Origin of the sequence: Phenylobacterium sp. (assembly GCF_030697925.1) — a bacterium.
Lineage (GTDB): Bacteria > Pseudomonadota > Alphaproteobacteria > Caulobacterales > Caulobacteraceae > Phenylobacterium.
The window spans coordinates 1-22,710 of sequence record NZ_JAUYOJ010000064.1; the positions used below are offsets into that span (position 1 = coordinate 1).

The following is a 22,710-nucleotide window of genomic DNA, read 5'->3' on the forward strand; positions in this document are numbered from 1 at the left end:
CAGCCCCTGCTTGGCGCAGTGCAGGGCGATGCCCTTGCTGAGCAGCCAGACCCCCGCCTTCGAGGCGTTGTAGACCGGCGAGTTGTGGGCCGCGATCAGGCCCGCGATCGAGGAGATGTTGATGATCGAGCCCGGCTGGCAGGCGCGCATGTACTTCAGCGCGTGCTTGGTCCCCAGGAATACCGAGTCGACATTGACGCTCATCACCAGCTTCCAGTCCTCGAGACTGAGCTGCTCGATATTGCCGCCGCGGCTGATGCCGGCGTTATTGACCAGGACCGAGATGCCGCCCATGGCCGCGTCGGCCTCCTCCAGGGCGAAGATCCACTGGTCTTCCTTGGTGACGTCCAGGGGAAAGGCGAAGGCCGTGCCCTCCCCGTGCGCCGCGTTGATCTCGGCGGCGACCGCCTTGGCGCCTTCGTGATTGATGTCGGCGATGGAGACCTTGGCCCCCTCGTCGGCCAGCTTGCGCGCCATGGCCGCGCCCAGGCCCTGAGCCCCGCCGGTGATGAAGGCCTTCTTGCCCGCGACCCGTCCCGCCATCGTCATCTCCCGTCTGTTGTTATTTGCCGCCAGCCGCCGCGGCGGCCTCGTTCATGAAGGTGGCCAGGGTCACGTCCAGCTCGGTGACGCCGTCGGCGTCGTGGGTCGCGAGCGTCACGTCCACCCGGTTGTAGACGTTGAACCACTCCGGATGGTGGTCGAGCTGTTCGGCCCGGATCGCCACCCGGGTCATGAATCCGAAGGCGGCATTGAAGTCGGCGAACTTGAAGCTGCGCTGGATGGCGTCGCGCTCCCCGGCCAGGGCGCTCCAGCCCGGCAGGCGGGCGAGCGCCGCTTCGGCGCCGATCCTGGCCGGCCGGGTCACGCCGAGACCTCCGCCTCGAAGATCAGGCCGGTGGCGGCCGAGAGCTCGGCCAGGGTCAGGTCGACATCCGTCACCTTGATGGCGCGCATGCCCAGCGCCGCGGCCGGTTTGCAGTTGATGCCCAGGTCGTCGAGATAGACGCAGTTCTCCGGCGCCACGCCCAGGGCCTCGCACATCATCAGGTAGATCTTCGGATCGGGCTTGCGCACCCCGGCCTTGGAGCTTTCGATGACATGGTCGAACAGCGGCAGGATCTGACCCATGGCGCCGGCCGCCTGCTGGGGTTCGTCGGCCCCCGGGCTGTGGTGGCTGACCATGTTGTTGGTTATGCAGCCGACCTTGAAATGTTCCTTGCAGGCCCGCAGCGCCGCCACCATCCGCGGCCGCACCGCGCCCGACAGCAGGGGCAAGACGTCGCGGCCGGGCACCGGGTGGCCGAGCGCCGTGGACTCGGCCAGGAACAGATCGTCGAACCCCTTGGCGTCGATCTCGTTGCGCTCGAACAGGGCCCAGGCGTTGGTGTCAGGATTGGTGGAGTTGACCTTGCGGATCAGGTCCTTCGGCACGCCGTTCTCCGCTTCGTAGCGCGCGAAGGCCTCAAAGGGCGAGGTGGTGAACACCCCGCCGAAGTCCCAGATCACCGCCTCGATCGCCATGAATTCAATCCGCCGTTTGAAATGCGGTGCGACGCTAGCGCCCGGCCGCCGAAAGTGGAAACCGCTTTTGCCGGAAGCGGCGTTCACAGGCTAGAGAGGGCCTATGCGCGCCACCTTCGCCTTCATCCCCCGGCCCCTTCGCCTGGGCGTCTTCCTGCTGGCGGTGGGCGTGATCCTCTATCTGACCCTGGCGCCCAGCGAGGATGTGCCGGGCGACAGCCTGATCTGGGACAAGGCGGCGCACGCCATCGCCTTCGGGCTGCTGGCGCTCATCGGCCTGCTGTTCTCCACCCATCGCCGCTGGAAGGTGGTGCTGGCGGTCTGGGGCCTGGCGGTCGGGATCGAGGTCGCCCAGGCCATGATGCCGTACGGCCGCCAGGGGGACTGGCGCGACGCCCTGGCCGACACCGTCGGAACCGGCCTCGCATTAACCTTCTGGGCCATTGCCCGGCGGTTCAAGCCGAAGCCGGCGCCGCTGGAAAAAGACCTTTCGTTACAATAGAATATTCTTAATTGTCGCCCGTCAGGCGCGGTGGGCTCGCCCCGTGGGTGAAAGCCACAGCGTTAACGGGAATTGATCCGCATCCTTGGGGTTACGTCTCTGTAGCTGCCGGAAAATCCGCCATGCGCCTGCGTTCGATCCTGCCTCTCGCCGCCTTCCTGGCGCTCGCCGCGTGCGACAACGCCGCCGTGCGGCCGAAGATCGCCTCCAAGGACGCCGCCACGGGCACGGTCACCCAGCCGTTGCCGGCGCCGAAGGCCGCCGCTCCGGGAACCCAGGCCGCCGCCGGCTGCTGCGCCTGCCCGACGCCGGCCCAGGTCGCGGCCTGCCCGCCCAGCATGGCGCCCGAACGCGCCGCGCCTCCGGTGAAGGCCAGGCATCAAGGCGGCTATAAGGCCCACCGCCATGTCGCCGCCCGCGCCCCGGCTCGGGTCGAACGGCGTGCCGAGCGCCGATACGTCCGTGTCGAGCGTCCGGCCTATGCGCCCGTCGAGCGCGACTATGCGCGGGTCGAGCGCCACGAGGACGTGCGCATCGAGGAGCACCGCGACTATGCCCGCGAGGACTTCGAGCGCCGCGAGATGGAGCGCCGGGAATTCGAACGCCGAGAATTCGAACGTCGCGAGTTTGAGCGTCGGGAGTTCGCCCGCCGCGATCTGGAACGTCGCGAATTCGAACATCGCGAGATGGCTCGCCGCGACGAGGAGCGCCGCATGCAGGCGCGCTACGAGGAAGTGCGCCGCATGCAGCTTGCCTGGCGCGAACAGGAAGCCCGTCGCGCGGCCCGCGCCTATGACGAGGTCCGCCGCGAGGAGCGCTATGAATCCTCGGTCCGCTATTCGGAACGTAGCGGCGGCTATGGCTCGGCCGGATACGCCTCCGGTGGGTCGGGCTGCAACGCCTGCATCCGCCCCGCCGCCGGCCGCGACGCCGCCGGCTTCCTGACCTGGCCCGGCAAGCGCTAGACCGCGCGCCAAGGACGGCCCTGTCATCACCCCTGTTTCCGGGGGGAATCCATGGCCAAGGGTCAGGCGAAGGGCGGCAAACCCGCCCCGTCGATCTATCTCGCGACGCCGGCCTATGGCGGCCTCGTCTACATCCACTACGCCCAGTCGCAGCTGGCCTTGCAGGCCGCCTGCGCCAGCCGGGGCGTGCGCCTGCGCACCGAGATGATCGGCGGCGAGGCCCTGATCCAGCGGGGCCGCGCCCGGCTGCTGGCCAAGTTCCTCAATGAGACCGACGCCAGCCACATCCTTTTCTGCGACGCCGACATCGGCTTTTCGCCCGACAACCTGTGGCGGCTGCTGAAGTCGGGACATGACGTCGTGGGCGGCGTCTATCCCGCCAAGACCGTCAACTGGGAGAAGGCGCGCGCCGCGGCCCAGACCTATGTGGTTCGCTTCCTGCCCAACCCCGACAACAGCGTCCAGGTGGACGACGGCTTCGCCCGCGTCGCCTATTGCGGCACGGGCTTCCTGTTGATCAGCCGCAAGGCCGCCCGGGCGGTGCTCGCCGCCCATCCCGAACTCACCGCCAAGATGGGCGACATGGCCGAGGGCGGCGGCGAGGCGGTCATGGTGTTCGACACCCTGATCGAGCCCGTCACCGGCGAATACCTTTCGGAGGACTACGCCTTTTGCCGTCGCTGGCGCGACCTGGGCGGCGAGGTTTGGGTCGATCTGGAATCGCCCCTCACCCATGTGGGGACGGCGACCTTCGCCGGCGCGGCCATCCACGCCCTGCGCAAGGGATAGCGGGATCGTTCAACCGAACAGTTGACAATCCCTCGCGCGCCGATATGTTAAACCATATGGTTCAACAACTCGCCGCCAGCCTCGCCGAACGCCTTCGTATTCTCGAAGGCTTGCTGCGCCAAAGCCCGAAGGAGCAATCTGATCCCATGACCGCCGCCCTACGCCCGAAGGAGCAATCCGATAGGATGACGTCCGCCAATGGTCACGGCCGCGTGGTCGCGCCCGACACCGTCCGTTTCGAACGCCTGCTGCCCGGCCCCATCGACCGGGTCTGGGCCTATGTCACCGACGGGGAGATGCGCGGGAAGTGGCTGGCCTCCGGCGCCTGGGACCTGCGTGTGGGCGGCCGGGTCGAGCTGAATTTCATGCACGCCGACCTCTCGCCCATCAGGGAGCCCGCCCCGCCCGGCTTTGAGCAGATGGCCTGCGGCCACGCGGCTGTGGGCGAGGTCCTGGCGATCGATCCACCGCGCATGGTGGCGATCACCTGGCAAGGCGGCTCGAACGTGACCTTCGAGCTGGCTGAACAGGGCGACGAGGTCCTGCTGACCCTCACCCACCGCAAGCTCGCCGGCCGCGACGAGATGCTGAACGTCGCCGGCGGCTGGCACGCCCACCTGGGGGTGCTGGAGGACCGGGCCCATGGGCGCACGCCCAAGCCGTTCTGGTCGACCTGGCTGGCGCTCAAGGGCGAGTACGAATCCCGCCTTCCCTGACGGACCTAGGCGGCCGAGTGCGCCACCGAGACCATGGTCCCCGGCTTGGCGTCGACCACCGCGACCTCGGCCTCCAGTTGCCGCGCCAGCGCCTCGACGATGCTGGTGCCCAGGCCTGGCGTGGCGCTGGCGGGATCCGTGGGCATGCCGACCCCATTGTCGCCCACCGACAACGTCCAACCGGACGCGGTCGCCTGGTAGCCGACCATGATCTTCCCGGGCCGGCGGCCCGGGAAGGCGTGCTTGAGGGCGTTGATCACCAATTCCGTGACGATCAGGCCCAGACTCACCGAGACGTCCGGACTGGTGACGGTGTCGTCCACCACCACCTCGATCGAGAGCTGGCCGTGGTCGTGAATCATCGAGGCGCCGAGGCTGGCGCAGAGCTTGGTGAGATAGGGCGCCAGCGCGACCTCGCTCAGGCTGGACGCCGCAAGCTGCTGCTGGACCGCGGCGATGGACATGACCCGGTTGTGGGCGTCGTGCAGGTGGGTGCGGGTTTCCTCGGACTGCACCTGGCGGGCGCTCTGCAGCAGCACGCTGGCGATGATCTGCAGGCTGTTGGCGACCCGATGCTGAATCTCCCGCAGCAGGATCGCCTTTTCGCGCAGCAGGTCGTCCTTCTCCTTCAGCGTATCGTCGGTGAGCTTGGCGCTGACCCGCGCCTCGGTGACGTCCGTGACCGTCAGCAGCAGCCGGATATGGTCCGGATCTCCGTAGTTGAGCTTCTGGGCGTGCAGCACCAGGCGGCGCGTCGACCGCGCGTCCTTGAAGTCCATCTCATAGGCTTCGATGGCCACGTCACCGGACACCGTGGCGTTCAGCAGCGACCGCAGTTGCGGGATGTTCCATTCGCCCACCCCCAGGGCGAAGATCTGCAGGCCGGGCGCGTCGGCGGGGTCGATCTGGAACTGGCGGCAGAACGAGGCGCTCGCGGCGATCACCATCAGGTCGCCGTCCAGCAGCAGTAGCGGCGAGGTCGAGGATGCCACGACGGCCAATGCCAGGTTGAGTGGACCATCAGGCTGTAGCGGTATTCGGGCAGCCATGCTGTCCCTTCGGAAACCGGAGACTCAAGGGCGGCGAGCCGTCCCCGGTAGATTTTTCAATGAAAGCAAGGCGGGCTCAACTTGGAGCCGTGGACGAAGCCTGGGGACACCCTACCATGTTTCGCGAGAAGCTGCGCCCTATTCATTCCGCCGCGTGGATGAGTGAGGCTACGGCTCCCTGTCCCGGAGCCCGCCTGTGTTGAGCCCTGACCCCCAAACGGTCCTCGAACGCGTCCGCGCCGCCTGCCTGTCCCTGGCCGAGACCGACGAGGTCATCTCCCACGGCATCCCCGCCTTCCGGGTGGCGGGCAAGATGTTCGCCTATTTCCGGCACAACCATCACGGCGACGACCTGACCGTGGTCTGCGTCAAGACCACCGGCCGCGACGAGCAGGAACTGCTGATGGAGCTCGATCCCGACCTCTATAGCTGGCCGGCCTATCTTGGCCCCTCGGGCTGGATCTCGATCAACCTCGCCCCCGACGACACCGACTGGGCCCACGTCGCCGAACGGCTCGGCGTCAGTTGGCGGCTCGCCGCGCCGAAGCGGTTGATGGGGGTGGTCTAGGTTTTCAGGAGGACCGCTGGCGCACCCGACACGATTCGAACGTGTGACCTTTGCCTTCGGAGCCGGCTCCGAGCCGTTTTCTGGGCTTCGACCGAGTACGACACACTTCGATTAGCTTATAGATTTCATAAACTTACCTACGCCCGAGTTCGCTGGGGTGGGTTGCCGTTTCCCACCGCGGAGTTGCAGTGTGGTTGCAGTAGCAGCCGTCCGCGCCCCATGCCCAAACTCACGAAAACTATCGTCGAGGCCCTGGAACCCTCCGTCAACCCATCGGGGACGGTGCACTGGGACACCCAGCTCGCCGGCTTCGGTGTCCGGGTCTTCCCGTCCGGCGCCAGGAAGTTCGTGTTGAAGTACCGCACCCGCGGCGGTCGCCAGCGCTGGCTCACCCTGGGCGCCTTCGGGCCCCTGACCGTCGAGCGCGCCCGCGAAATCGCGCGGCTGGAATCCGCGGCCGTGATCGAAGGCGCCGACCCGGTCGCGGTCCGGCAAGAGGCGCGCGACGCCGTTACGATCAGCGAGCTGTGCGACCTCTATATGGACGCCGCCGAGAAGGGGTTGATCGTCGGACGCGGCGGCAAGTGCAAGCGCCCGTCGACAGTTGCGACCGACAAGAGCCGTATCAGCGCGCAGATCAAGCCGCTGATCGGGGCCATCAAGGCTGCCGAGCTCACGCGGGCCGATGTTGAGAAGCTCAAGGTCAACATCGCTGAGGGCAAGGCGGCGCGGGACGTCAAGACCAAGCGCCGCGGCCGCTCGATCGTGCGCGGCGGCCGTGGCGCCTCGACCCGAGTGCTCGGCCTACTGGGCTCGATCTGCAACTGGGGCGTCGAGAACGGCTACCTCGCCGAGAACCCGGTGAAGCGTGTCCGGCGATTTGCCAGCGACCAGCGCAAGGCCCTGCTCACCGCGTATCAGTACCGCTTCCTCGGCGCGGCGCTGGACGCGCTCGCCGAACGCCGGGATCGTCACAACGAACCGCGTCACAATGCCGTCGGTCTGAAGCTGCTGCGCTTCATCGCGCTCTCGGGCGTTCGGCGCGGCGAGGGCGAGGGGCTGCGCTGGCGCGAGGTGGACAAGACCGGCACCTGCCTGGCGCTGACCATGACCAAGACCGGCCCGTCACTACGGCCGATCGGGAGCGCCGCTACCCGGCTCCTCGACATGCTCGAAGCGGAGTCTGAGTTCGTGTTCCCGAACGCCACCCAGGAGGCGGGCTACACGGGCCTGCCGCAGCTCTGGAGTACGGTGAAGGCTGAGGCCGCTCGCCTGGCCGGATGCGCCAAGGGCGAGGGGCCGCTCGAGGGCCTCACCATGCACCAGCTCCGGCACAGCTTCGCCGGCATTGCCGAGGATTGCGGCGCCTCGATCCCAACGATCGCCGCCTTGCTCGGCCATCGCCTGGGCGGGGTGACGGGCGGTTACATTCTCAAGCGGCCGGACCGCTACCTGCTGGACGCCGCCGACAAGGCGTCAGAACTGATCGATCGCGCCCTGCGCGGCGGCGACTTCGGCGCCGAGATCCTGCGGTTCGAGCCCCGGTCCTCCAGATCCGATATCAGAGCGAAAGCCTCGTGACCCACGGCACTTGCAGCCCGACCACAGCACAGGCGCTTGATCGCAGCCTTTAACGTCAGCCGACTGGTGAAATCGCCTGAAGCTGGACAAACAGCAAACACAACGATATTGTTGTGTTCATGATCCCGCCACTCATCGATGTCGGTTCGTCTGCGCCATGGTCCGTGCTCCCGCCCGGAATCCATGATGCGACGCTCGACGAGGTCGCTGCACACTTCGCAACCACTCCCCACCGCCAATGGCTCTTTGGCGGCTTCCTGAGGGTTGTGGACGCGCTGGTGTTGGCGAACTGCGCCTCCGTCTACCTCGACGGCAGCTTCACCACCGCCAAGCCGCATCCAGGTGATTTTGACGGTTGCTGGGATCACACGAATATGGATCTCACCCAGCTCGACCCCGTGCTGAAGACCTTCGCGAACAAGCGTGAGGCGCAGAAGAAAAAGTACCTGGGCGAGATGTTTCCGGCCTTTGGGGAGGGCGCGCCGGGGCTGACGTTTCTAGAGTTCTTCCAGGTCGAGAAATTCTCAGGTGAGCCGAAGGGCATCCTGCGGATTTCGCTCGCATCCTCGAAAGGGGCGACGCCATGATCACTAACGAAAAGCAGCACCGCTCCACGCGCCTGCTCATCGACAAGCTGAAGGCCGGGCGCGCTGGCCTCGGCGCCGGCGGTAGCCCTGCCACCGACCCCCTGTTGCTCGAAATTCAGCGCGACGCGCTGACCAGCCAGATCGAGGAACTGGAAGATGACGTCGCGCTCTATGACGCCCTGCGATCGGGACAGGTCACCGCCTTTGTCGCGGAAGGCCTGAGCGAGCTCCCCGATATTCTCATCCGGGCGCGGATCGCCCGCGGCATGAGCCAGAAGGATCTCGCCGCCTTCCTTGGTCTCAAGGAGCAGCAGGTCCAGCGCTATGAGGCCGAACGCTATCGTTCTGCGAGCCTCGATCGGCTTGTCGAGGTGTCCGACGCGCTGGGCGTCCAGATCCATAAGCGCGCCGAACTGGTCGGCGACAGTCGGATGGAGAGTTATGATCCGGCAGCCTGGCAGGCCTTCCCGATCGCCGAGATGTTCAAGCGCGGTTGGTTCGAGGACTTCTCTGGCTCAATGGCGGAGGCTCGCAAGGCCGCGCCGGAACTGGTGCCGGCTTTTCTGCGCGGCGCGCAGTCCCGGTTCGCGCCGGCCGCCCTCCACCGCAAATCCGTGCGCGCCAGCGGTCAGGTGCATGAAGCGGCCATCGCTGCGTGGGAAGCGCGCGTTCGGCAGCTGGCCGAGCGCGATCCGCCGCCAACGACGTTCGAGCGCGAAGGCATCAATGACCAGTGGATCGCAGCCCTCGTCGCCCTGACGCTAGATCCTGAGGGACCCGCCAAGGCAGCGGCGCAACTTCGCCAGATCGGTGTGACGCTCGTCGTCGAACGGCATCTGCCGGGCACCTTGCTGGATGGCGCGGCGCTATGCTCGCTCGACCGTCACGGCATCATTGCGCTGACGCTGCGCCATGATCGGCTGGACAATTTCTGGTTCACGCTCTTCCACGAGATCGGCCACCTGAAGCTACACATCGGAGAGGGCGAATACGCCGCGATCTTCGACGACACGGAGAGCCCTGCTTCTAGCGCGCTGGAAGAGGAGGCCGATCTGTTTGCGCAGGAGGCGTTGCTCCCGGCCGCCAAGTGGAATGTCGGCGTGGCCCGTTTCACGCGAACGGAGAAGGCCGTGCTGACCGACGCGAAGCGCTTCGGTGTCGGCCCGTCCGTCATCGCCGGGCGCGTCCGGCGCGAGGCCCATGACTACACCTTGCTTCGCGGACTTGTTGGCGCTGGCGAAGTTCGTCGGCAGTTCGGGGTTTGAGCACCGCGATGACCATCACGCCTCAGCACTACGTGCCCCTGCTCCGCTGGCGAATGGGCGAGTATCAGGCCCTCGAGAAGCTTGGCGACGCGCAAAAGGATCGGATCGTTCCGCTACTGGAGGTCCTCCCGCCGGACTACGACTTCGAGCAGCGCCGGCCCAAGAAGGACATCGACGAACAGCTAAAAACCTTCGGCGACAAGCTCAAGAAGAAGTGGGACGCGCGCCCCGCCCTGCTCGATGGGGCTCAGCTTCCGGCCGCCACACGGATGGCGGATGGCCGCCATCCGATGACCTATCTATTCGACGAGGCGCGCCAGACCGGCACCTCACTAACGCCGGTGCTGACGCTCGAAAGCGATGCGGCCTACCGCGACGCGGTGCGGTTGATCGATGGGAACGACCTTCGAGGCGCGGCCCTGCGCTGCACGCTCGAAGAGGCGCTCGACCCCGACTTCGACGATTCGGTCGAGACCCTGCTTGAGGCACTGGAGATCAACGCGGACTCGCTCGACATCGTCCTCGATCTGAAAACGCCTGCGTTCGATCCGCAGGCGAGCCTAGTCGCCGTCCTCACCGCCGCGCTGACCAGCTCTACCGCCTTCGGCCAGGCCCGCAGCATCACCATCATGGCGACGTCGTTTCCGGACTCGATGACGACGCTAAAGCTGCCCATCCAGTTCGTCCCTCGCCGGGAGTGGGTTCTCTACAAGGCGCTTGTGGCTTCGCTCGCCCCGGAGGTCCGGCGGCCGACCTTCGGCGACTACGGCGTCGCCGCGATCACCTTCGCCCAGGGCGACATGCGCTTCATGCGCGGCTCACCCAATGTCCGCTACGCCGTCGACGATGGGTGGCTTGTGGCCAAGGCCAAGCGTGAGAAGGGCGGGAGCAACGCACCCTATCCTGGCCTCTGCGCCTCGATCACCGGGTCCGGCCAGTTCAAGGGCTCAGCTTTTTCGGCCGGCGGCGCCTACATCGAAGGTTGCAGCATAGGCGCTCAGAAGCGCGGCAACCCGACCGTTTGGAAATGGGTCGCCACGAACCATCACATCACGAAGGTCGTGGACGATCTCGCCACGCTTCCCGGTGCTTGAGGATTTCGCGGATTCGACGGGCAAGGTCCCGCCGCGGCATGGCGGCCGCCAGCTCGTGGTAGAGCACCTCTCGGGGAGCACGCAGCACGCGTTCCGTGTGACCAAGTTCCCTGAGCAGCTGCTGCACTTCCGGCCGCCACAGCAGCCGGGAGAGGGTGACCGGGTTTGGGTGTCGATTGACGCGCTCTTCGCGCACTCGACCGAAAATGACCCCGCCGCCGGCGCCGCGGTTCGCAAGGATCACTCCCCACCAATCGGGGATCATCGGCAGCGCGGCGTCGAGGTGCCGCCGCGCCACAATGAGGGACGCCTTGTCGACGACGTCCCCGTAGGCCGCGACCTGGTGCGGCAAGCGGGTGAGGGTGTCGGCTTCAGCCTTGATCTCGAGGCCCCGAATATGGCCGTTGATCACGGCGATATCGATGCGGCAAGCGCCGTGATCGATACCCAACTCATCGACCACCAGGGTGTCTGGGCACCGGGTCGCATGGTGCAGCAGGCGCGCGTAAGCTGCGCGGCGCACATCGACATCCTTCAGCGCGATACCCATGCACAAGGCTTAGCGCCCGCGATTCCGCCGGGGCAAGCGATTTGCTCGAAGTGCCCGGGCGTCTTGAGGACATCGGGGAAAAGGTCGCGGGGAAGGGGTGAGCGATGGACGTCACCTTCTTCCTGAAGCAGCGCACTGCATTCATCCGGAGCTTCTACGACGAGGGTGTTGCGCCGTTCTTGGAAACCCAAAGGCGGATCGACCAGGGCGAGCCGCCCTTCGATGACCCGCCCTATAGTGAAGACCCTGAACCGCCCTATCTGTCGGAATGGATCGACGCCGCCACCGGAGTCGACATCCTCAGTCAGGCTTGCGTGTCGCTGCTGTCCGATACCCTGAAGCTCTACTTCAACACGCTGCAGCAACGGATCATCGGCTTCTCGTTCGACAGAGGCGAGAAGGCCGTTCTGAAGAAGGGGTTCGTCGCGGCCTACAAGGTGACCCTGGGCCAAGTCTACGACACCGACTGGTCTGACTGCCCCGCCCGCTTCGACGTGATCGAACAGGTCGTACTGGCGCGCAATCTCAGCCAGCACGGCAGTCAGCTCACCTCGTTTCACCTATCCCACGACGCCAAGACGCTGCGCGATTACAGCCAACCCCTTTTTGCCAACCCGGCAGAATGGAAGGCATGGGTCGAGAATGGCGGCGGTGAGGCGAGCTTCCTCGTGCCGACGGTCAAGATTACGCGCGAAGCCCTGTTCGAGGCGATCGACGAGATAGAAGGCCTCGCCGACTGGCTGGAATCCCAAACCGGCAAGATCGACGCCTGGCGTCAGTCTCAAGCTGGGGAGGCGCCGGACCCAGAGGCCGAGGTGTTCGGGCTACTCAGCGCCGCCCGCTCCGCGCTCGACCTTTGCGGCCAGGCCCTGGCGTTGTTTGAGGAACGGCGACCCGAGGTGATCGACCAAGGCGATGCAAAGGGTCTCGTCATTGACGGTCGGCGACTGGAGCGGACCACTAACGGTCCTCTCTCGGCGCGCGGCTTGATCGGCGCCCAGGCCTTCTTGGCCAATTTAGTGGTGGTCGAAAACTGCATCACCAAGCTCGCGGGACTGCGCGGCCTCCCGCCTCACATCAAGGTCAACACCGGGCGATCCCTGAAGGCGATCAAGGCCGTCGTCGACCGCCAGGTGCGCAACACGGCGGAACACATCGATGATCGGGTGGTGGCCCGCGCCGATCAGAGCCTGATCTCGAGTTCGATCTTCGAGCCCGACCTCCTCTGCTCGACGCGAGCTGATGGCACCATTGGCGCCGTCTCGATCAGTCAGGCGACCTTGGACGCCGTCGCCCTGGCGCTCGACACCGTGGTCTGGACGCCGGAGCAGATCGCCGCGATGGCTCGCCCCCGTTCGCGCCCGCGGAAATGATGCCGCAGCGCGCTAGGTGTCGAGCATGTCCCATTCGTCTCCAAGCACCCAGCGCAGGGCGCTCAGCTTGCCGTTGACCATCCCCCACTCGAAGTCTGACCAGGGCCCGAGGTCATCGGTGCGACGTGCCTCGACGCGGGCGGCGGCGGCCAGCGCGGCGGCCCAGGTGCTTTGCGACATCAATTCCCGCGGATATCGATCTCTCGGATAGTCGGCGTCTGGCACGACGGTGATTGCGCCGCTTTCGACCTCGTTCCGCAGGCCCCAGTGCCGGTTGTACCAAACCTGATCGAACAGGCGGTCGATGGCCTCGAGAATCTCCGGCAGGCGCCGGGATTCCATCGACCACTCGGCCTCGAACCGCACCTCGTCCATGACCTCGGGCGCAAACTCCGCAAGGATCTCGGCAAGGCTGGTCGCATAGACCGAGTCCTGGTCGAACAGGCCGGCAAGGTCCGGGTGGGGTCGGCGGATGTCCCCCGTCGGGTCACTGAAGTCACGGGTGTTATGGGTGATGAAGGCGGTCCGCTCGGGACTGATCAGCTCGTCACAGGCGTCGACGTATTGCTCGATCAGGATGGCGTCGTTGATCGCATTCTTCTGCCGATGAAACGGGGCCTTGCCGAGGATCGCCCGCTCGCTGGCGCGGACCTTGACGGCGTCCGAGGCGGGCACGATCTCGGCGGCCGCGAACAACGCCTCGATCCGCTCCACGGTTTCGCGGGCGGCGTCAGCCAGGATGGCGACGCGGTGATCGACCTCATCCAGTCCCCGAACGATCGCGGATTTCGTCTCGACCGGCCCAAACCGCTCCACCGTGTCCTTCACCCGGCGGAACAGGCCTGAGAGGCTCTGAGCGCCCTCGCGGACAATGCGGTCCTTGTTGCGGCCGAACTCGTCGACGACGGTCTGCGGCACGATAAGGGCGACGTCCCCTTGCTCGACGAGAGTTTCGAGGCACGACAGGATCGGCAGCTGCCGATGGTCCTTGGCGAGCTCGAGCCAGACACACGTGTCGATCAGCATGTGCAGCATGACAGTCGGGACCGATTTTCCGTTTGCAGCCCCGATCATAGCAGCCAAGTTTGTGGCCGAGGACCGATGGTCGGTGGGTGAACAGGGCTATGGCGACGACTGTCAGCGAGGTGGTGGCCGCCTTTCAGCACCTGTACGAAAGCATCCACGACCGGGACTGCTGCAAGACCCTTCCCTTGCGCACCTACAACGAGCGCACCCTGGCGCCACTGGTCCGCACCTTCCTGCTCGGTTGGTTCGGGCACGTCTCGCCGGAGAAGCGCGCGGCGCTTCACCGAGCTGACACTTGGCGCACCCCTCGCCCCTGGCGACGCCGATGGCGTCCACGGTTGGCGACTGGAGCGGTTCGTGGCCGACGAGCTGTTGCGATGTCGGCAGGGCTGGCTCTTTGACAACACCATGGACCCCAACCTCGACGAACTTCTCTATCACCGCGGCGATCTTCATCGCCGTGGACTTCGGGGCGGATGATTGGGACTAGATCGGAACAGCTCGGTGCCACCCGCTAGCGATCAGCACCAGTTGATCCGCCCCCTGGTGAGATAGAAGTGGCTTTCGCATCCCGTCTTCCGCCAGATCGACGGCGTCACCGACGGGTGACCGGTCGCGTCGGTCACGACCGACCAACGGGGTGAGCGCGCGCCGAAGAACCGCAGATGTAGAGTTGCGCGACAGCCACAGGGACAGACCATAAAGCCGAACGTCGGCTGACCCTGTTGGGAGGTCACGTAGAGCCGGTGCGGTCGCAAGTGGGCGGGCCGTTCCGTTGAAGGGACAACCGCGATCGGTGGCCGCCAGCGGTCGCGCATTCCGCGCCGCCAGCGCTTCCATCCTGACCCGATCGCCTCGATGTGTTTTTGAACCCACCTCATGCGGCGTCCTCGAGGCGGCTGGACATCAACAACGGTGCGCAATCGCCGCGGCCGACATATCGCGCCAGTTCGAGGTCAGGCTCTCCGTCCGGTCTCGTCGCAATACGGCCATGGGTCAGCAGTAGCTTTTGCACCGCGAATTTGGCGTTGGGCTCCGTCCGATACGGATGGAGCCTCGCCAGGAACTCATTCACCGCAGTGGCCGCGGTCAGCGTGTTGACGCTGATCACCGCGGGACTATCAACCCGTACGCCGCGGATGTAGCCTCGGCGAACCTGGTCTTCATAGAAGTTCGGATCGGTACGCTTGAGGTATTCGGCGTGAAGCACGGCGTCGCTGTAGACGCCGCGGCTCTTCAGGCTCGATCCCCCAGGTTGCAGGTAGTGGACACCAGCCGAGACGCTCTCCACGCCGCCGGTCCCGTCGGCGTCCAGCCGGACGCCCAGGTCGAAATAGGGGAGACTATAGAACGCGGCGATCCGGTTGAGGATATCGCGCCCTTCGACCGAATCGACGCAGCCGAACACGATGTCGCAGGTGCTGAGCAAGGCGACGGCCTCGGGGGTGTCGACGCGGGCCTGACAGACCACCAGTTCCGTCCCCAGGCCAACGGCGTCCAGATGGGTTTTCATCATCTGCGCCTTGTTGGTCCCCGCTTCGGCGTCGGCACGTTTCGAACCCCAGATACGGTTCAGGTTCTTTCCCTCGACAATGTCAGGCTCGATCTCGACGATGCGACCGACGCCCAGGCGCGCCAGCATTTCGACAGTCGGACTGCCCGTGCCGGAGACCCCCACCACACCCACGCTGAGAGTCGACAGCAAGTTGGTGGTCCGGTCGCCGAACATCTGACGGTGACGCTGGTCGAAATCCTGCGGCGCGCAACCGCGCGGCTCCGGCCAGTACGAGAGGTTGTCGCCCACCACGGCCACGCGCTCGACGGCCGCAAAGCCGCCGTCGGCGTCTACTTCGCGGGCGAACATCTCGCCGTCCGGCAGCATCACGGCGCTGAGGTGGGGGCCTGCGACCTTTAGGGCGACCGAGCGGAAGATCTCGACGTCCGACGCGTCGTCGCGCGCCGAGAATTCTCGGAAACCTTCAGGGTGAGAGTGCACCTTCATCACCGACAGACCGAGCCGCGCCGCCTCGGTTAGGGCGTCGCGCAGACGCCGCGTCGGCCAGGTTACGAAGTCGCGCCCGCGCTGGCACTCGCTGTGCGGAATCTCGATCACCTTGTGGACCAGATGGACTCGGCGGCCCTCGCTCTCGGCCCGGCCGCAGAGGGCGATGGCGACCCCCTCGAAGCCGCTGCCATCGAACAGATGCAACTGAAGCTGGCCGTGCTGGGTCGCCGTCATGCGTAGTTTGCTCATCGCGATCTCCATGGGGTTAGCGCTTGCGAAGTTCGTGCTTCAGCCAGGCCCGGACCCGGCGGAGGTGACTGCACAAGGTGTCGATCCCCGAGCGCCATCCGTAGTGGCGAGACCACTGCTGGAAGGCCTTCCCGTCGATCTGCAAGACGCTGAGGTTGTTGATGGCCTTGCCGTCGCTGCGCGCCAGCGGCGGATAGAAGTAGACCATGTCGATGATGCCAGGCGGATAGGTGTCGATGCGGATCGCCGCGCACGCCGTCAGGTGACTGAAGCCCGCAGGGATCGGATGGTCGTGGATCAAGATCCACCGAACGCCTCCGTCGCGGACGGTCTCCCAAGTCAGTCCGAGCGCATCAAGCGCCCGGACATCCTCAGGGCCGAGTTCGAACTCCCGGCGCATCGCGTCAGCCCTCGGTCTCGTCGAGCGGGAAGGTCTCGAAGACCTCGATGCCGCGCTCGCCGAGATCGACCGATTGGTCGAGCTCGACAGCCACGTAGTGTCCGCCGTGCATCCGCTTCTCGATCTCGTAGTGCTCGGGCGGCGCCTTGCCGGCGATCACCAGCAGTTCGCGGCCGGTCACGAAGCGCTTCCGGATGACGTGGTGCTCGTGATCGATCTTCACCCGGTAGCTGTGGGCCAAGGGCGGCAGGCGGTTGTCCCGGCCGCATTCTTCGATGTCCACGATCTCGATGACGATGCGTTCGTGATCGCCGTGGTGTTCGACGTCGACGGCGATCACCGTGCGGTCGCCGTCGATGTGTTCGGCGACCACCACAACGTCGGGGTGGGCGCGATCGGGAGTGTTGGAACGATTGTCCATAGTGACCTCGTAGTGTCGGACGAGGCCACCGCGGCCCGTCTTCGCTAAATGTGCGAAGCGGTGCTAAGTTTGTCAAGCGAACTTAGAGGTGCTTGACGAATTTAGCGGAATGCCTACGTTACGCCACCCCAAAAATAGCAGACGGGTGCGCCCATGAGCCCAGCAAGGAAGAAGGATGATACGACGCCAGAACTCGGCAAGTTCCTGAAAGACATCAGAGTTTCCCGAGGGTTTTCGCTGCGCGAGGTAGAGCGAATCACCGAGGGAAAGATTTCCAACGGCTACCTGAGCCAGCTTGAAAACGGCGAGATCGCCAAGCCGTCGGCGATCATGTTGCACCGACTGTCCGCCGCCTACGGCGTCGATTATGGCACGCTAATGGAGCGGGCCGGGTTCGTCAGCGAATCGGAAGCGCCGGTCAACCGTGTCGCCACTTCGATTCTCGGCGAGCTCACTTCGGACGAGGAGGAGCAGTTGCTGAATTATCTCGGCTTCCTGCGTAGTCAGAAGGCGAAGAAATAATGCGGCCGGATGATTCGACCGTCTCGCGCGAGCAAAGCATCGAAATCCGCCTCGCAGCCACAAAGATGCTGCAGGACGCCGGCGCCTTGGGGACCTACCCCACGCCGGTCGATGAGATCATGCGCGCGGCCAAGATCGAAATCGTCCCCATCGCCCTCGACGAGAGTTACCTCGCCAAACTACGGCGCAGGGCCGAGCAGACTGGCAAGGCGCTGCTTAGCGCGCTGAGCAAACTATGGGGCGTCTTCGATCCGAAGGCCCGCATCGCTTTCATCGATCCGGAGACGCCCAAGGAGAAGGTGCCGTTCCTCAAGCTTCATGAGGGTGGGCACGCGGTGTTGCCCTGGCAGAGCATCTTTGGCCTGTTCGAAGATTGCCGAAAGACCCTGGACCCCGAGATCAAGGCTCAGTTCGAGCGTGAGGCCAATGTCTTCGCCTCCGACGTCCTGTTCCAGCTCGACGGCTTCGCTCTCGAAGCGGCCGACCATAAATTCGGCATCACCGTGCCGTTGCGCTTGGCCAAACGCTACGGGGCGTCGGTGTACGCGACCGTGCGGCGCTACGTGACGAGCAGCGACCGGACCTGCGCGGTAGTGGTCCTTAACCCGCCCGAGCTCGCTGAAGTCGTCGGCTACTTCTGCACCATTCGGCGCGCCATCACCTCGCCAGCTTTCGACCGGAAGTTTCCGGGTTTGGCCTGGCCGACGACGGTCACGCCAGACGACGCGCTGGGCAAGATCATCCCGGTGAACCGAATGACCGGGCCACGTCCGCTACGCATCGTAGACGCCAACGGCGACACCCAGGAGTTCGTCGCCGAGGCGTTCAAGACACCGCATCAGACGTTCATTCTCATCCACGCCGCCGAGAAAATCCGACGTCGCGTGCTCCTAGCCACCGAGTTCGAAGCCGTCTGATCCCTTGGCGCAGATCATCGGATACGCTGACGGCGCAGCCCACCGAGTCGCGATCGCGTTCCAGATTCTTCGCCAAGGGGGCAGTCGTTCGGGAACATCGCCGGGGCCCCGCTTTGCGATCGTCGCCTTGAGGTCTTCGAACGCACCTTCGTGAAAGCCCATTAGAAACAGCGCGCGCAGCTTGTCTTTGGCGATCGGCGTCGGCTGTACGGTCTTCGCCTCTCGACGGGCATAGTCGAGCAGGAGTTCGCAGCGGGCATGAACATCGGCGATGTCCTGGATGTACTCTTCGATCTCCGATTTGAGGATGTTGCGGCGACCAGCCGTGCCCGCCACCACATCGGCCTGCAGCCCCCGGAGTCTGCCGGCCTGCACTTGAAGATGGCCGAGCAGATCGGCGATCACATCCGCGACGTCGTTCGAAGCTGCTTCGATTGCGACGGCAAGCGCTGCGGTTTCGTCCTGCGGAATCGCGGGAACCTGCCAGGCGATCAGCGCCTCGCGCTGCACGTGATCGCCGGGCGCCGCCAGATATAGGTTGCGCAGGTCTCGGCCAACGGCCCGCGCATACTCCATGATGTTGCTCAGCACGAGCGGCAGCGTAGAGCGCGCCGCCGCGTGACGCCGGTGAAGCCGGTCGCGCTCGAAGATGCGCGCCTGGCGGGTTTGATGGTAGACAAAGCCGGTGCCAATCAGCGCCGCGACGATCGCCAGCAGACCGGCAATCAGCGTTTGCCACTTTTCGGCAAGGGCCATCCAATCCGACACGGCGTTCACCCCTCGGGCAGAGCGACGGACACGGCGATCGCTGCCGCGATCGGCCCAGATCGACGTTCGAGGAGTCGTCCGACGATCTCCTGGCGATCTTCGCCGAACTGCTGACCGACCTTACATCGCAGGAGAAGATCGGCCGCCCAGGTCTCCAATCGCCAGTTGCTCGAAGGCCCGGCCTTCTCCAGCCCGCCCAGAGTTGGCGCGGCACCCTTGTCCAGCTTGGCCAGAATCGGGGCGACATCGGCCATCGTGTAGACGCGACAGCCAAGCGGCGGTTGTGTCACGGCCTGATACGACGCCACCGGATAGCGCACGGTCGTCGGTATGACGGGCGGATTGTAGAAGAGATAATAGACCGCATCGCCGAACTCCTCGTTCAGCCGGTTGATCACCTCCACCTGATCGCTCTCTGCGGTGAGCGCGGCATAAGTGCAATCGTCAGTGAAATCGAACTGTCGGTGCAGCTTGCCGAGAGGTGACTTGGGATCGCGGCGAAGAAATTTGTTCATGCCGTAGGCGAAGCCGACGGGATCATCGTCATCGACATCGTTGTTTGCCGGATATAGCCGCTTGGACTGCAGCAGCCCGATCTTCTGGGACAGCAAAGTCCCTGCTTGGTAGACGAACACAAGGACGGCGATATCGGCGGTTTCCCAGCGACCGAGACGTCGAAGCCCGCCGATATTGTGGACGTTCATTTCAACCACCGTGCCGGAGGGCAGCAGTCGCGGCGGGGAGTAGGGAATCACGGCCTCGATCAGGCCATCATCCAAGGCCGTCTCCCGGATATTCGGCACATTGATCAGCCGCTCGGTCACCTTGCGGTTCGCCTCGGCGAAAACCGCTCGGAACCAATCGATCGCGTCGTCAGGAATTTCCGGCCAGACTGCCATCCCACTCGCATAGCAACGCTACGTCGATGCGTCGTCCCAAAAGCCCGGATGGGGCGAGCGAAGCCCTTCAAACTGCGCGGCCTATCGCGACAACAGGGCCAAGACGGCCATCGCCAGCCCCACACGCGGCCAGCAACTTGATGAATTCGATCTGATGGGAGGGATGAACGTCGGTCGTCCTGCGAAGAAGGGCGACACCTAAGATGTCCACATTTCGCGCCACGTCTACACGGTGGGACTGTGCAACGATCGAATGATCCCGCTGGCGACGCCATCCGTCCAAGTCTGGGGGAACGCACCTTTGTGGCGGAACGTCAGGCCCGACGGCTCGACTAAGCCCGCTCAGCCCCCTCGATCAGCCGACGAAACGTGAGCCGCCGGCGGTCGGGCTCGGTCCCGTCGCTTCGCTCCTCCTACGGGTCCGACCCTGCGGGCGCCTTCGGCGCCGCCGGCCGCTCGACGGCGCGTCCCGCCCACGCTGCGCGTGGGCTCCTTGCAGCCTCCTCCTCGTCTCGCCCCGATCCGAGCGGGATCGCGGCTCGGGTGGCTTAGGGCCAGCCCTCGGCGCACTCCGGAGCGTCTTCCGCCCAGCTTCGGTCGTCGCCCTGATCTCATGCCGCCCAAGGCTCTCAAAGCCCTGCAGCCGGGTCCCCGCGAAGGCGCCCCTCCGTTTGCACACCCGGTCTCGCCGACGGGCAGGGGTTCAGGCGCGCCTTGCGCCTGCACCCTGACCCCAAGGAGGTTCCTATGACTGCCAAGTTTGAGGCCGTCCTCGACCACGGCGCCGTGGTCGAAATCCCGCTCAACAAGCTCAAGAAGTCGCCGAAGAACGTGCGGAAGGTCCCGCACAGCCCCGGCGAGATCGAGGCCCGTGCCGCCAGCATCGCCGCCAAGGGCGTGCTTCAGCCGCTGGTGGTGGAGCCCGAGCGCGACGAGGCGGGCCAGCCGACCGGCTGCTACCTCGTCACCATCGGCGAGGGCCGCCGCCTCGCCCAGTGCCTGCGGGCCAGCCGCAAGCAGATCAGGAAGACCGAGCCGGTGCGCTGCGTGATCGACACGCAGAATGACCCCTCGGAAATCTCCCTGGACGAGAACGTCAGCCGCACGGACATGCACCCGGCCGACCAGTTCGAGGCTTTCCGCGACCTCGGCGAGCGCAAGGGCTGGGGGCCGGAGGAGATCGGCGCTCGGTTCGGGGTGTCGGCGCATGTGGTGAGGCAGCGGCTTCGCCTGGGCGCCGTCAGCCCCAGGCTGCTGGACATCTACCGCGAGGACGGCCTGACCCTGGACCAATTGATGGCCTTCGGCGTCACCGAGGACCACACCCGCCAGGAGCAGGTGTTCGAGCAGTTGTCGTACAACCGCAGCCCGCCGCTGATCCGCCGGGCGATGACCGAGGCCAAGGTCCAGGCCGACGACCGGCGGGCCGTGTTCGTCGGCGTCGAGGCCTATGCCGAGGCGGGCGGGCCGGTCCTGCGCGATCTCTTCACCGAGGATCGCGGCGGCTGGCTGGAGGACGTGGCCCTGCTGGACCGGCTGGTGCTGGAGAAGCTGGTCGGCCTCGCCACCGAGTTGCGCGAAACCGAGGGCTGGAAGTGGGCGCAGGCGCACCTCGACTATCCGTCCAGCCACGGCTGCCTGCGGGTCTATCCACACCGCGTGGAGCGCACCCCAGAGGACGAGGCCAGGATCGCCGAGCTTTCGGCGGCCTACGATGCGCTCACCGGGGAGTGGGCCGAGGTCGAGGACCTGCCGGAAGACGTCGAAGCCCGATTCGCTGAGATCGACGCCGAGCTTCAGGCCTTCGGCGACGGCTACGGCTTCGACCCCGACGAGGTCGCGCGCGGCGGGGTGCTGGTCATCCTGGGCCATGACGGTCAGGCCCGCGTCGAGCGCGGCTGGGTCCGGCCCGAGGACGTGCCGGCGCCGGTGGAGGCGGAGGCGACGGACGACGACGGCGGCGATGGCGAAGCCGCGCAGGACGGGGCGGACGGCGACCGCGTTGAGGACGACGAGGCAGAGGATGCGCTGGCGCCGCTGTCGGACAAGCTGATCGCCGACCTCACCGCCCACCGTACGGCGGGCCTGCGCGACGCCCTGGCCGAGAACCCGGACGTGGCCCTGCTCTGCCTCGTCCACGCCCTGGTGCTGCGGACCTTCCATGGCGCCGTGCCCGCCTCCTGCGTCGATGTCCGCTGCGGCTCGGTCGGCCTGGGGCAATACGCCCCCGGCATCGAGGACGCCCCGGCCAGCCGGGCGGTCGAGGCTCGGCACGAGGCCTGGGCCCGGCAGCTGCCGGACGACCCCGCCGAGCTTTGGGGCTTCGTGGTCGGGCTGGACGGCGACAGCCGCGCCGCGCTCATGGCCCACTGCGTGGCCTTGAGCGTCAACGCGGTGCGGTCTTGGGAACGGCGCCCCCTGGCGCTGGCCCACGCCGACGCGGTGGCGCAGGCCGTCGGCCTCGACATGACCGGCTACTGGGCGCCCACGGCGGCGGGCTACTTCGGGCGGGTGACCAAGGCCCGCATCCGCGAAGCGGTGGGCGAGGCGGTGTCGAGCGAGGCGGCCGAGCGGCTGGCGAGCCTGACGAAGCCGGAGATGGCGCAGGCCGCCGAACAGGCGGTGGCCGGGACCGGCTGGCTGCCGGCGCTGCTGCGCCAGCCCCCCGGTGTCGCGGCTGAACCGGCGGACGCCGAGCCGTCCGCCGTGGCCGCCGAGTAGGCGTACGGGACCGGAGCCGCGTCGGCGGCTCCGGTCCTTTCCGCATTTGCGGATTTGCGGCTGGGCGCGCGCGTGGCGCACGACAGCCGGCCAGTTGCGGCCCACGTCCCAGGCCAACGCCCGGCGTCCTGTCGAGACCCCTTGCGGGAATCCCCAACGTCCGCAACTATGGCGAGAGCGTCCTACAACCCGGCCTCTCGGGAGCGCCCCCTCCGGCGG

General features: G+C 66.1%; 26 protein-coding genes. 14 read left to right on the forward strand and 12 right to left on the reverse strand.

The genetic code is table 11. The features are described from left to right. From Q8Q88_RS06160 to Q8Q88_RS06170, 3 genes are all read right to left on the reverse strand, one after another. Positions 1–549: SDR family NAD(P)-dependent oxidoreductase (locus Q8Q88_RS06160; protein ID WP_371129815.1), on the reverse strand; the 549-nt coding region annotated here is incomplete at its 3' end. A gap of 13 nt (positions 550–562) precedes the next feature. Continuing rightward, a complete protein-coding gene (locus tag Q8Q88_RS06165) occupies positions 563–868 on the reverse strand; it encodes a 4a-hydroxytetrahydrobiopterin dehydratase (protein WP_305674320.1) in 306 nt (101 codons plus the stop codon). Then, positions 865–1,524, reverse strand: a complete 660-nt coding sequence (locus Q8Q88_RS06170; RefSeq protein WP_305674321.1) for an HAD-IA family hydrolase — start codon at positions 1,522–1,524, stop codon at positions 865–867. Before Q8Q88_RS06170 ends, Q8Q88_RS06165 begins: the two co-directional genes overlap by 4 nt. Before the next feature lie 103 nt (positions 1,525–1,627). On the opposite strand from Q8Q88_RS06170, the gene Q8Q88_RS06175 reads away from it, so the two are divergent. The 4 genes from Q8Q88_RS06175 (at position 1,628) to Q8Q88_RS06190 (ending at position 4,496) form a co-directional block, all read left to right on the forward strand. Continuing rightward, complete coding sequence (locus tag Q8Q88_RS06175) at positions 1,628–2,026, forward strand: VanZ family protein (RefSeq protein ID WP_305674322.1); 399 nt, start codon at positions 1,628–1,630, stop codon at positions 2,024–2,026. Between the two features lie 122 nt (positions 2,027–2,148). Then, positions 2,149–2,991 (forward strand): hypothetical protein, encoded by an 843-nt coding sequence (locus Q8Q88_RS06180; RefSeq protein WP_305674323.1) that lies wholly within the window; start codon positions 2,149–2,151, stop codon positions 2,989–2,991. A gap of 51 nt (positions 2,992–3,042) precedes the next feature. Then, entirely contained in the window at positions 3,043–3,780 is a 738-nt protein-coding gene (locus Q8Q88_RS06185; RefSeq protein ID WP_305674324.1) for a hypothetical protein, read from the forward strand. Positions 3,781–3,965: 185 nt separating this feature from the next. After that, positions 3,966–4,496, forward strand: a complete 531-nt coding sequence (locus Q8Q88_RS06190) for an SRPBCC family protein (RefSeq protein ID WP_305674325.1) — start codon at positions 3,966–3,968, stop codon at positions 4,494–4,496. A gap of 5 nt (positions 4,497–4,501) precedes the next feature. On the opposite strand, the gene Q8Q88_RS06195 is transcribed toward Q8Q88_RS06190, so the two are convergent. Then, positions 4,502–5,488 carry a sensor histidine kinase gene (locus tag Q8Q88_RS06195; protein ID WP_371129816.1) on the reverse strand — a complete coding sequence of 329 codons (987 nt, stop codon included), beginning with the start codon at positions 5,486–5,488 and terminating at the stop codon, positions 4,502–4,504. A 256-nt stretch (positions 5,489–5,744) separates the two neighbouring features. Between Q8Q88_RS06195 and Q8Q88_RS06200 the strand changes: the two genes are divergently transcribed. The 5 genes from Q8Q88_RS06200 to Q8Q88_RS06220 all read left to right on the forward strand — a co-directional run bounded on the left by Q8Q88_RS06200 (position 5,745) and on the right by Q8Q88_RS06220 (position 10,640). After that, on the forward strand, positions 5,745–6,113 hold the full coding sequence (locus tag Q8Q88_RS06200) for an MmcQ/YjbR family DNA-binding protein (protein ID WP_305674327.1): 369 nt from the start codon (positions 5,745–5,747) through the stop codon (positions 6,111–6,113). Positions 6,114–6,332: 219 nt separating this feature from the next. Further along, positions 6,333–7,694: an integrase family protein gene (locus tag Q8Q88_RS06205; RefSeq protein ID WP_305674328.1), complete on the forward strand. Its 1,362-nt coding sequence runs from the start codon at positions 6,333–6,335 to the stop codon at positions 7,692–7,694. 119 nt (positions 7,695–7,813) lie between these two features. Next, a complete protein-coding gene (locus tag Q8Q88_RS06210) occupies positions 7,814–8,281 on the forward strand; it encodes a hypothetical protein (RefSeq protein WP_305674329.1) in 468 nt (155 codons plus the stop codon). After that, positions 8,278–9,546 (forward strand): XRE family transcriptional regulator, encoded by a 1,269-nt coding sequence (locus Q8Q88_RS06215; protein ID WP_305674330.1) that lies wholly within the window; start codon positions 8,278–8,280, stop codon positions 9,544–9,546. Before Q8Q88_RS06210 ends, Q8Q88_RS06215 begins: the two co-directional genes overlap by 4 nt. A gap of 8 nt (positions 9,547–9,554) precedes the next feature. Continuing rightward, a complete protein-coding gene (locus tag Q8Q88_RS06220) occupies positions 9,555–10,640 on the forward strand; it encodes a beta family protein (protein WP_305674331.1) in 1,086 nt (361 codons plus the stop codon). Here the strand turns inward: Q8Q88_RS06220 and Q8Q88_RS06225 are convergent. Further along, complete coding sequence (locus tag Q8Q88_RS06225; RefSeq protein ID WP_305674332.1) at positions 10,597–11,190, reverse strand: sce7726 family protein; 594 nt, start codon at positions 11,188–11,190, stop codon at positions 10,597–10,599. The genes Q8Q88_RS06220 and Q8Q88_RS06225 overlap by 44 nt on opposite strands. 104 nt (positions 11,191–11,294) lie before the next feature. Between Q8Q88_RS06225 and Q8Q88_RS06230 the strand changes: the two genes are divergently transcribed. Continuing rightward, positions 11,295–12,563 carry a hypothetical protein gene (locus Q8Q88_RS06230; RefSeq protein ID WP_305674333.1) on the forward strand — a complete coding sequence of 423 codons (1,269 nt, stop codon included), beginning with the start codon at positions 11,295–11,297 and terminating at the stop codon, positions 12,561–12,563. Positions 12,564–12,575: 12 nt separating this feature from the next. Here Q8Q88_RS06230 and Q8Q88_RS06235 read toward each other — a convergent pair whose 3' ends face one another. Beyond that, on the reverse strand, positions 12,576–13,598 hold the full coding sequence (locus Q8Q88_RS06235) for a PIN domain-containing protein (protein WP_305674334.1): 1,023 nt from the start codon (positions 13,596–13,598) through the stop codon (positions 12,576–12,578). A 348-nt stretch (positions 13,599–13,946) separates the two neighbouring features. On the opposite strand from Q8Q88_RS06235, the gene Q8Q88_RS06240 reads away from it, so the two are divergent. After that, entirely contained in the window at positions 13,947–14,069 is a 123-nt protein-coding gene (locus Q8Q88_RS06240; RefSeq protein ID WP_305674335.1) for a hypothetical protein, read from the forward strand. A gap of 41 nt (positions 14,070–14,110) precedes the next feature. On the opposite strand, the gene Q8Q88_RS24680 is transcribed toward Q8Q88_RS06240, so the two are convergent. Genes Q8Q88_RS24680 through Q8Q88_RS06255 form a run of 4 tightly spaced genes read right to left on the reverse strand, consistent with a single transcriptional unit; the run spans position 14,111 to position 16,664 of the window. Next, positions 14,111–14,470, reverse strand: a complete 360-nt coding sequence (locus Q8Q88_RS24680) for a DUF6527 family protein (RefSeq protein WP_371129817.1) — start codon at positions 14,468–14,470, stop codon at positions 14,111–14,113. Continuing rightward, positions 14,467–15,843 (reverse strand): ThiF family adenylyltransferase, encoded by a 1,377-nt coding sequence (locus Q8Q88_RS06245; RefSeq protein WP_305674336.1) that lies wholly within the window; start codon positions 15,841–15,843, stop codon positions 14,467–14,469. Before Q8Q88_RS06245 ends, Q8Q88_RS24680 begins: the two co-directional genes overlap by 4 nt. Positions 15,844–15,859: 16 nt before the next feature. Further along, positions 15,860–16,243, reverse strand: a complete 384-nt coding sequence (locus tag Q8Q88_RS06250) for an E2/UBC family protein (RefSeq protein WP_305674337.1) — start codon at positions 16,241–16,243, stop codon at positions 15,860–15,862. 4 nt (positions 16,244–16,247) lie between these two features. Then, positions 16,248–16,664: a multiubiquitin domain-containing protein gene (locus Q8Q88_RS06255; protein WP_305674338.1), complete on the reverse strand. Its 417-nt coding sequence runs from the start codon at positions 16,662–16,664 to the stop codon at positions 16,248–16,250. Between the two features lie 153 nt (positions 16,665–16,817). On the opposite strand from Q8Q88_RS06255, the gene Q8Q88_RS06260 reads away from it, so the two are divergent. Next, entirely contained in the window at positions 16,818–17,186 is a 369-nt protein-coding gene (locus Q8Q88_RS06260; RefSeq protein ID WP_305674339.1) for a helix-turn-helix domain-containing protein, read from the forward strand. After that, positions 17,186–18,103, forward strand: a complete 918-nt coding sequence (locus tag Q8Q88_RS06265) for an ImmA/IrrE family metallo-endopeptidase (protein ID WP_305674340.1) — start codon at positions 17,186–17,188, stop codon at positions 18,101–18,103. Before Q8Q88_RS06260 ends, Q8Q88_RS06265 begins: the two co-directional genes overlap by 1 nt. On the opposite strand, the gene Q8Q88_RS06270 is transcribed toward Q8Q88_RS06265, so the two are convergent. Both Q8Q88_RS06270 and Q8Q88_RS06275 read right to left on the reverse strand, forming a co-directional pair. Then, the gene (locus Q8Q88_RS06270; RefSeq protein ID WP_305674341.1) at positions 18,077–18,859 is read right to left on the reverse strand and encodes a hypothetical protein; all 783 of its coding nucleotides are present in this window, start codon (positions 18,857–18,859) and stop codon (positions 18,077–18,079) included. The two genes, Q8Q88_RS06265 and Q8Q88_RS06270, sit on opposite strands and share 27 nt — an antisense overlap. Positions 18,860–18,876: 17 nt before the next feature. Continuing rightward, positions 18,877–19,770 (reverse strand): hypothetical protein, encoded by an 894-nt coding sequence (locus tag Q8Q88_RS06275; protein WP_305674342.1) that lies wholly within the window; start codon positions 19,768–19,770, stop codon positions 18,877–18,879. A gap of 747 nt (positions 19,771–20,517) precedes the next feature. On the opposite strand from Q8Q88_RS06275, the gene Q8Q88_RS06280 reads away from it, so the two are divergent. Further along, positions 20,518–22,491: a ParB/RepB/Spo0J family partition protein gene (locus tag Q8Q88_RS06280; protein WP_305674343.1), complete on the forward strand. Its 1,974-nt coding sequence runs from the start codon at positions 20,518–20,520 to the stop codon at positions 22,489–22,491. The last annotated feature ends 219 nt before the right edge of the window (positions 22,492–22,710 follow it).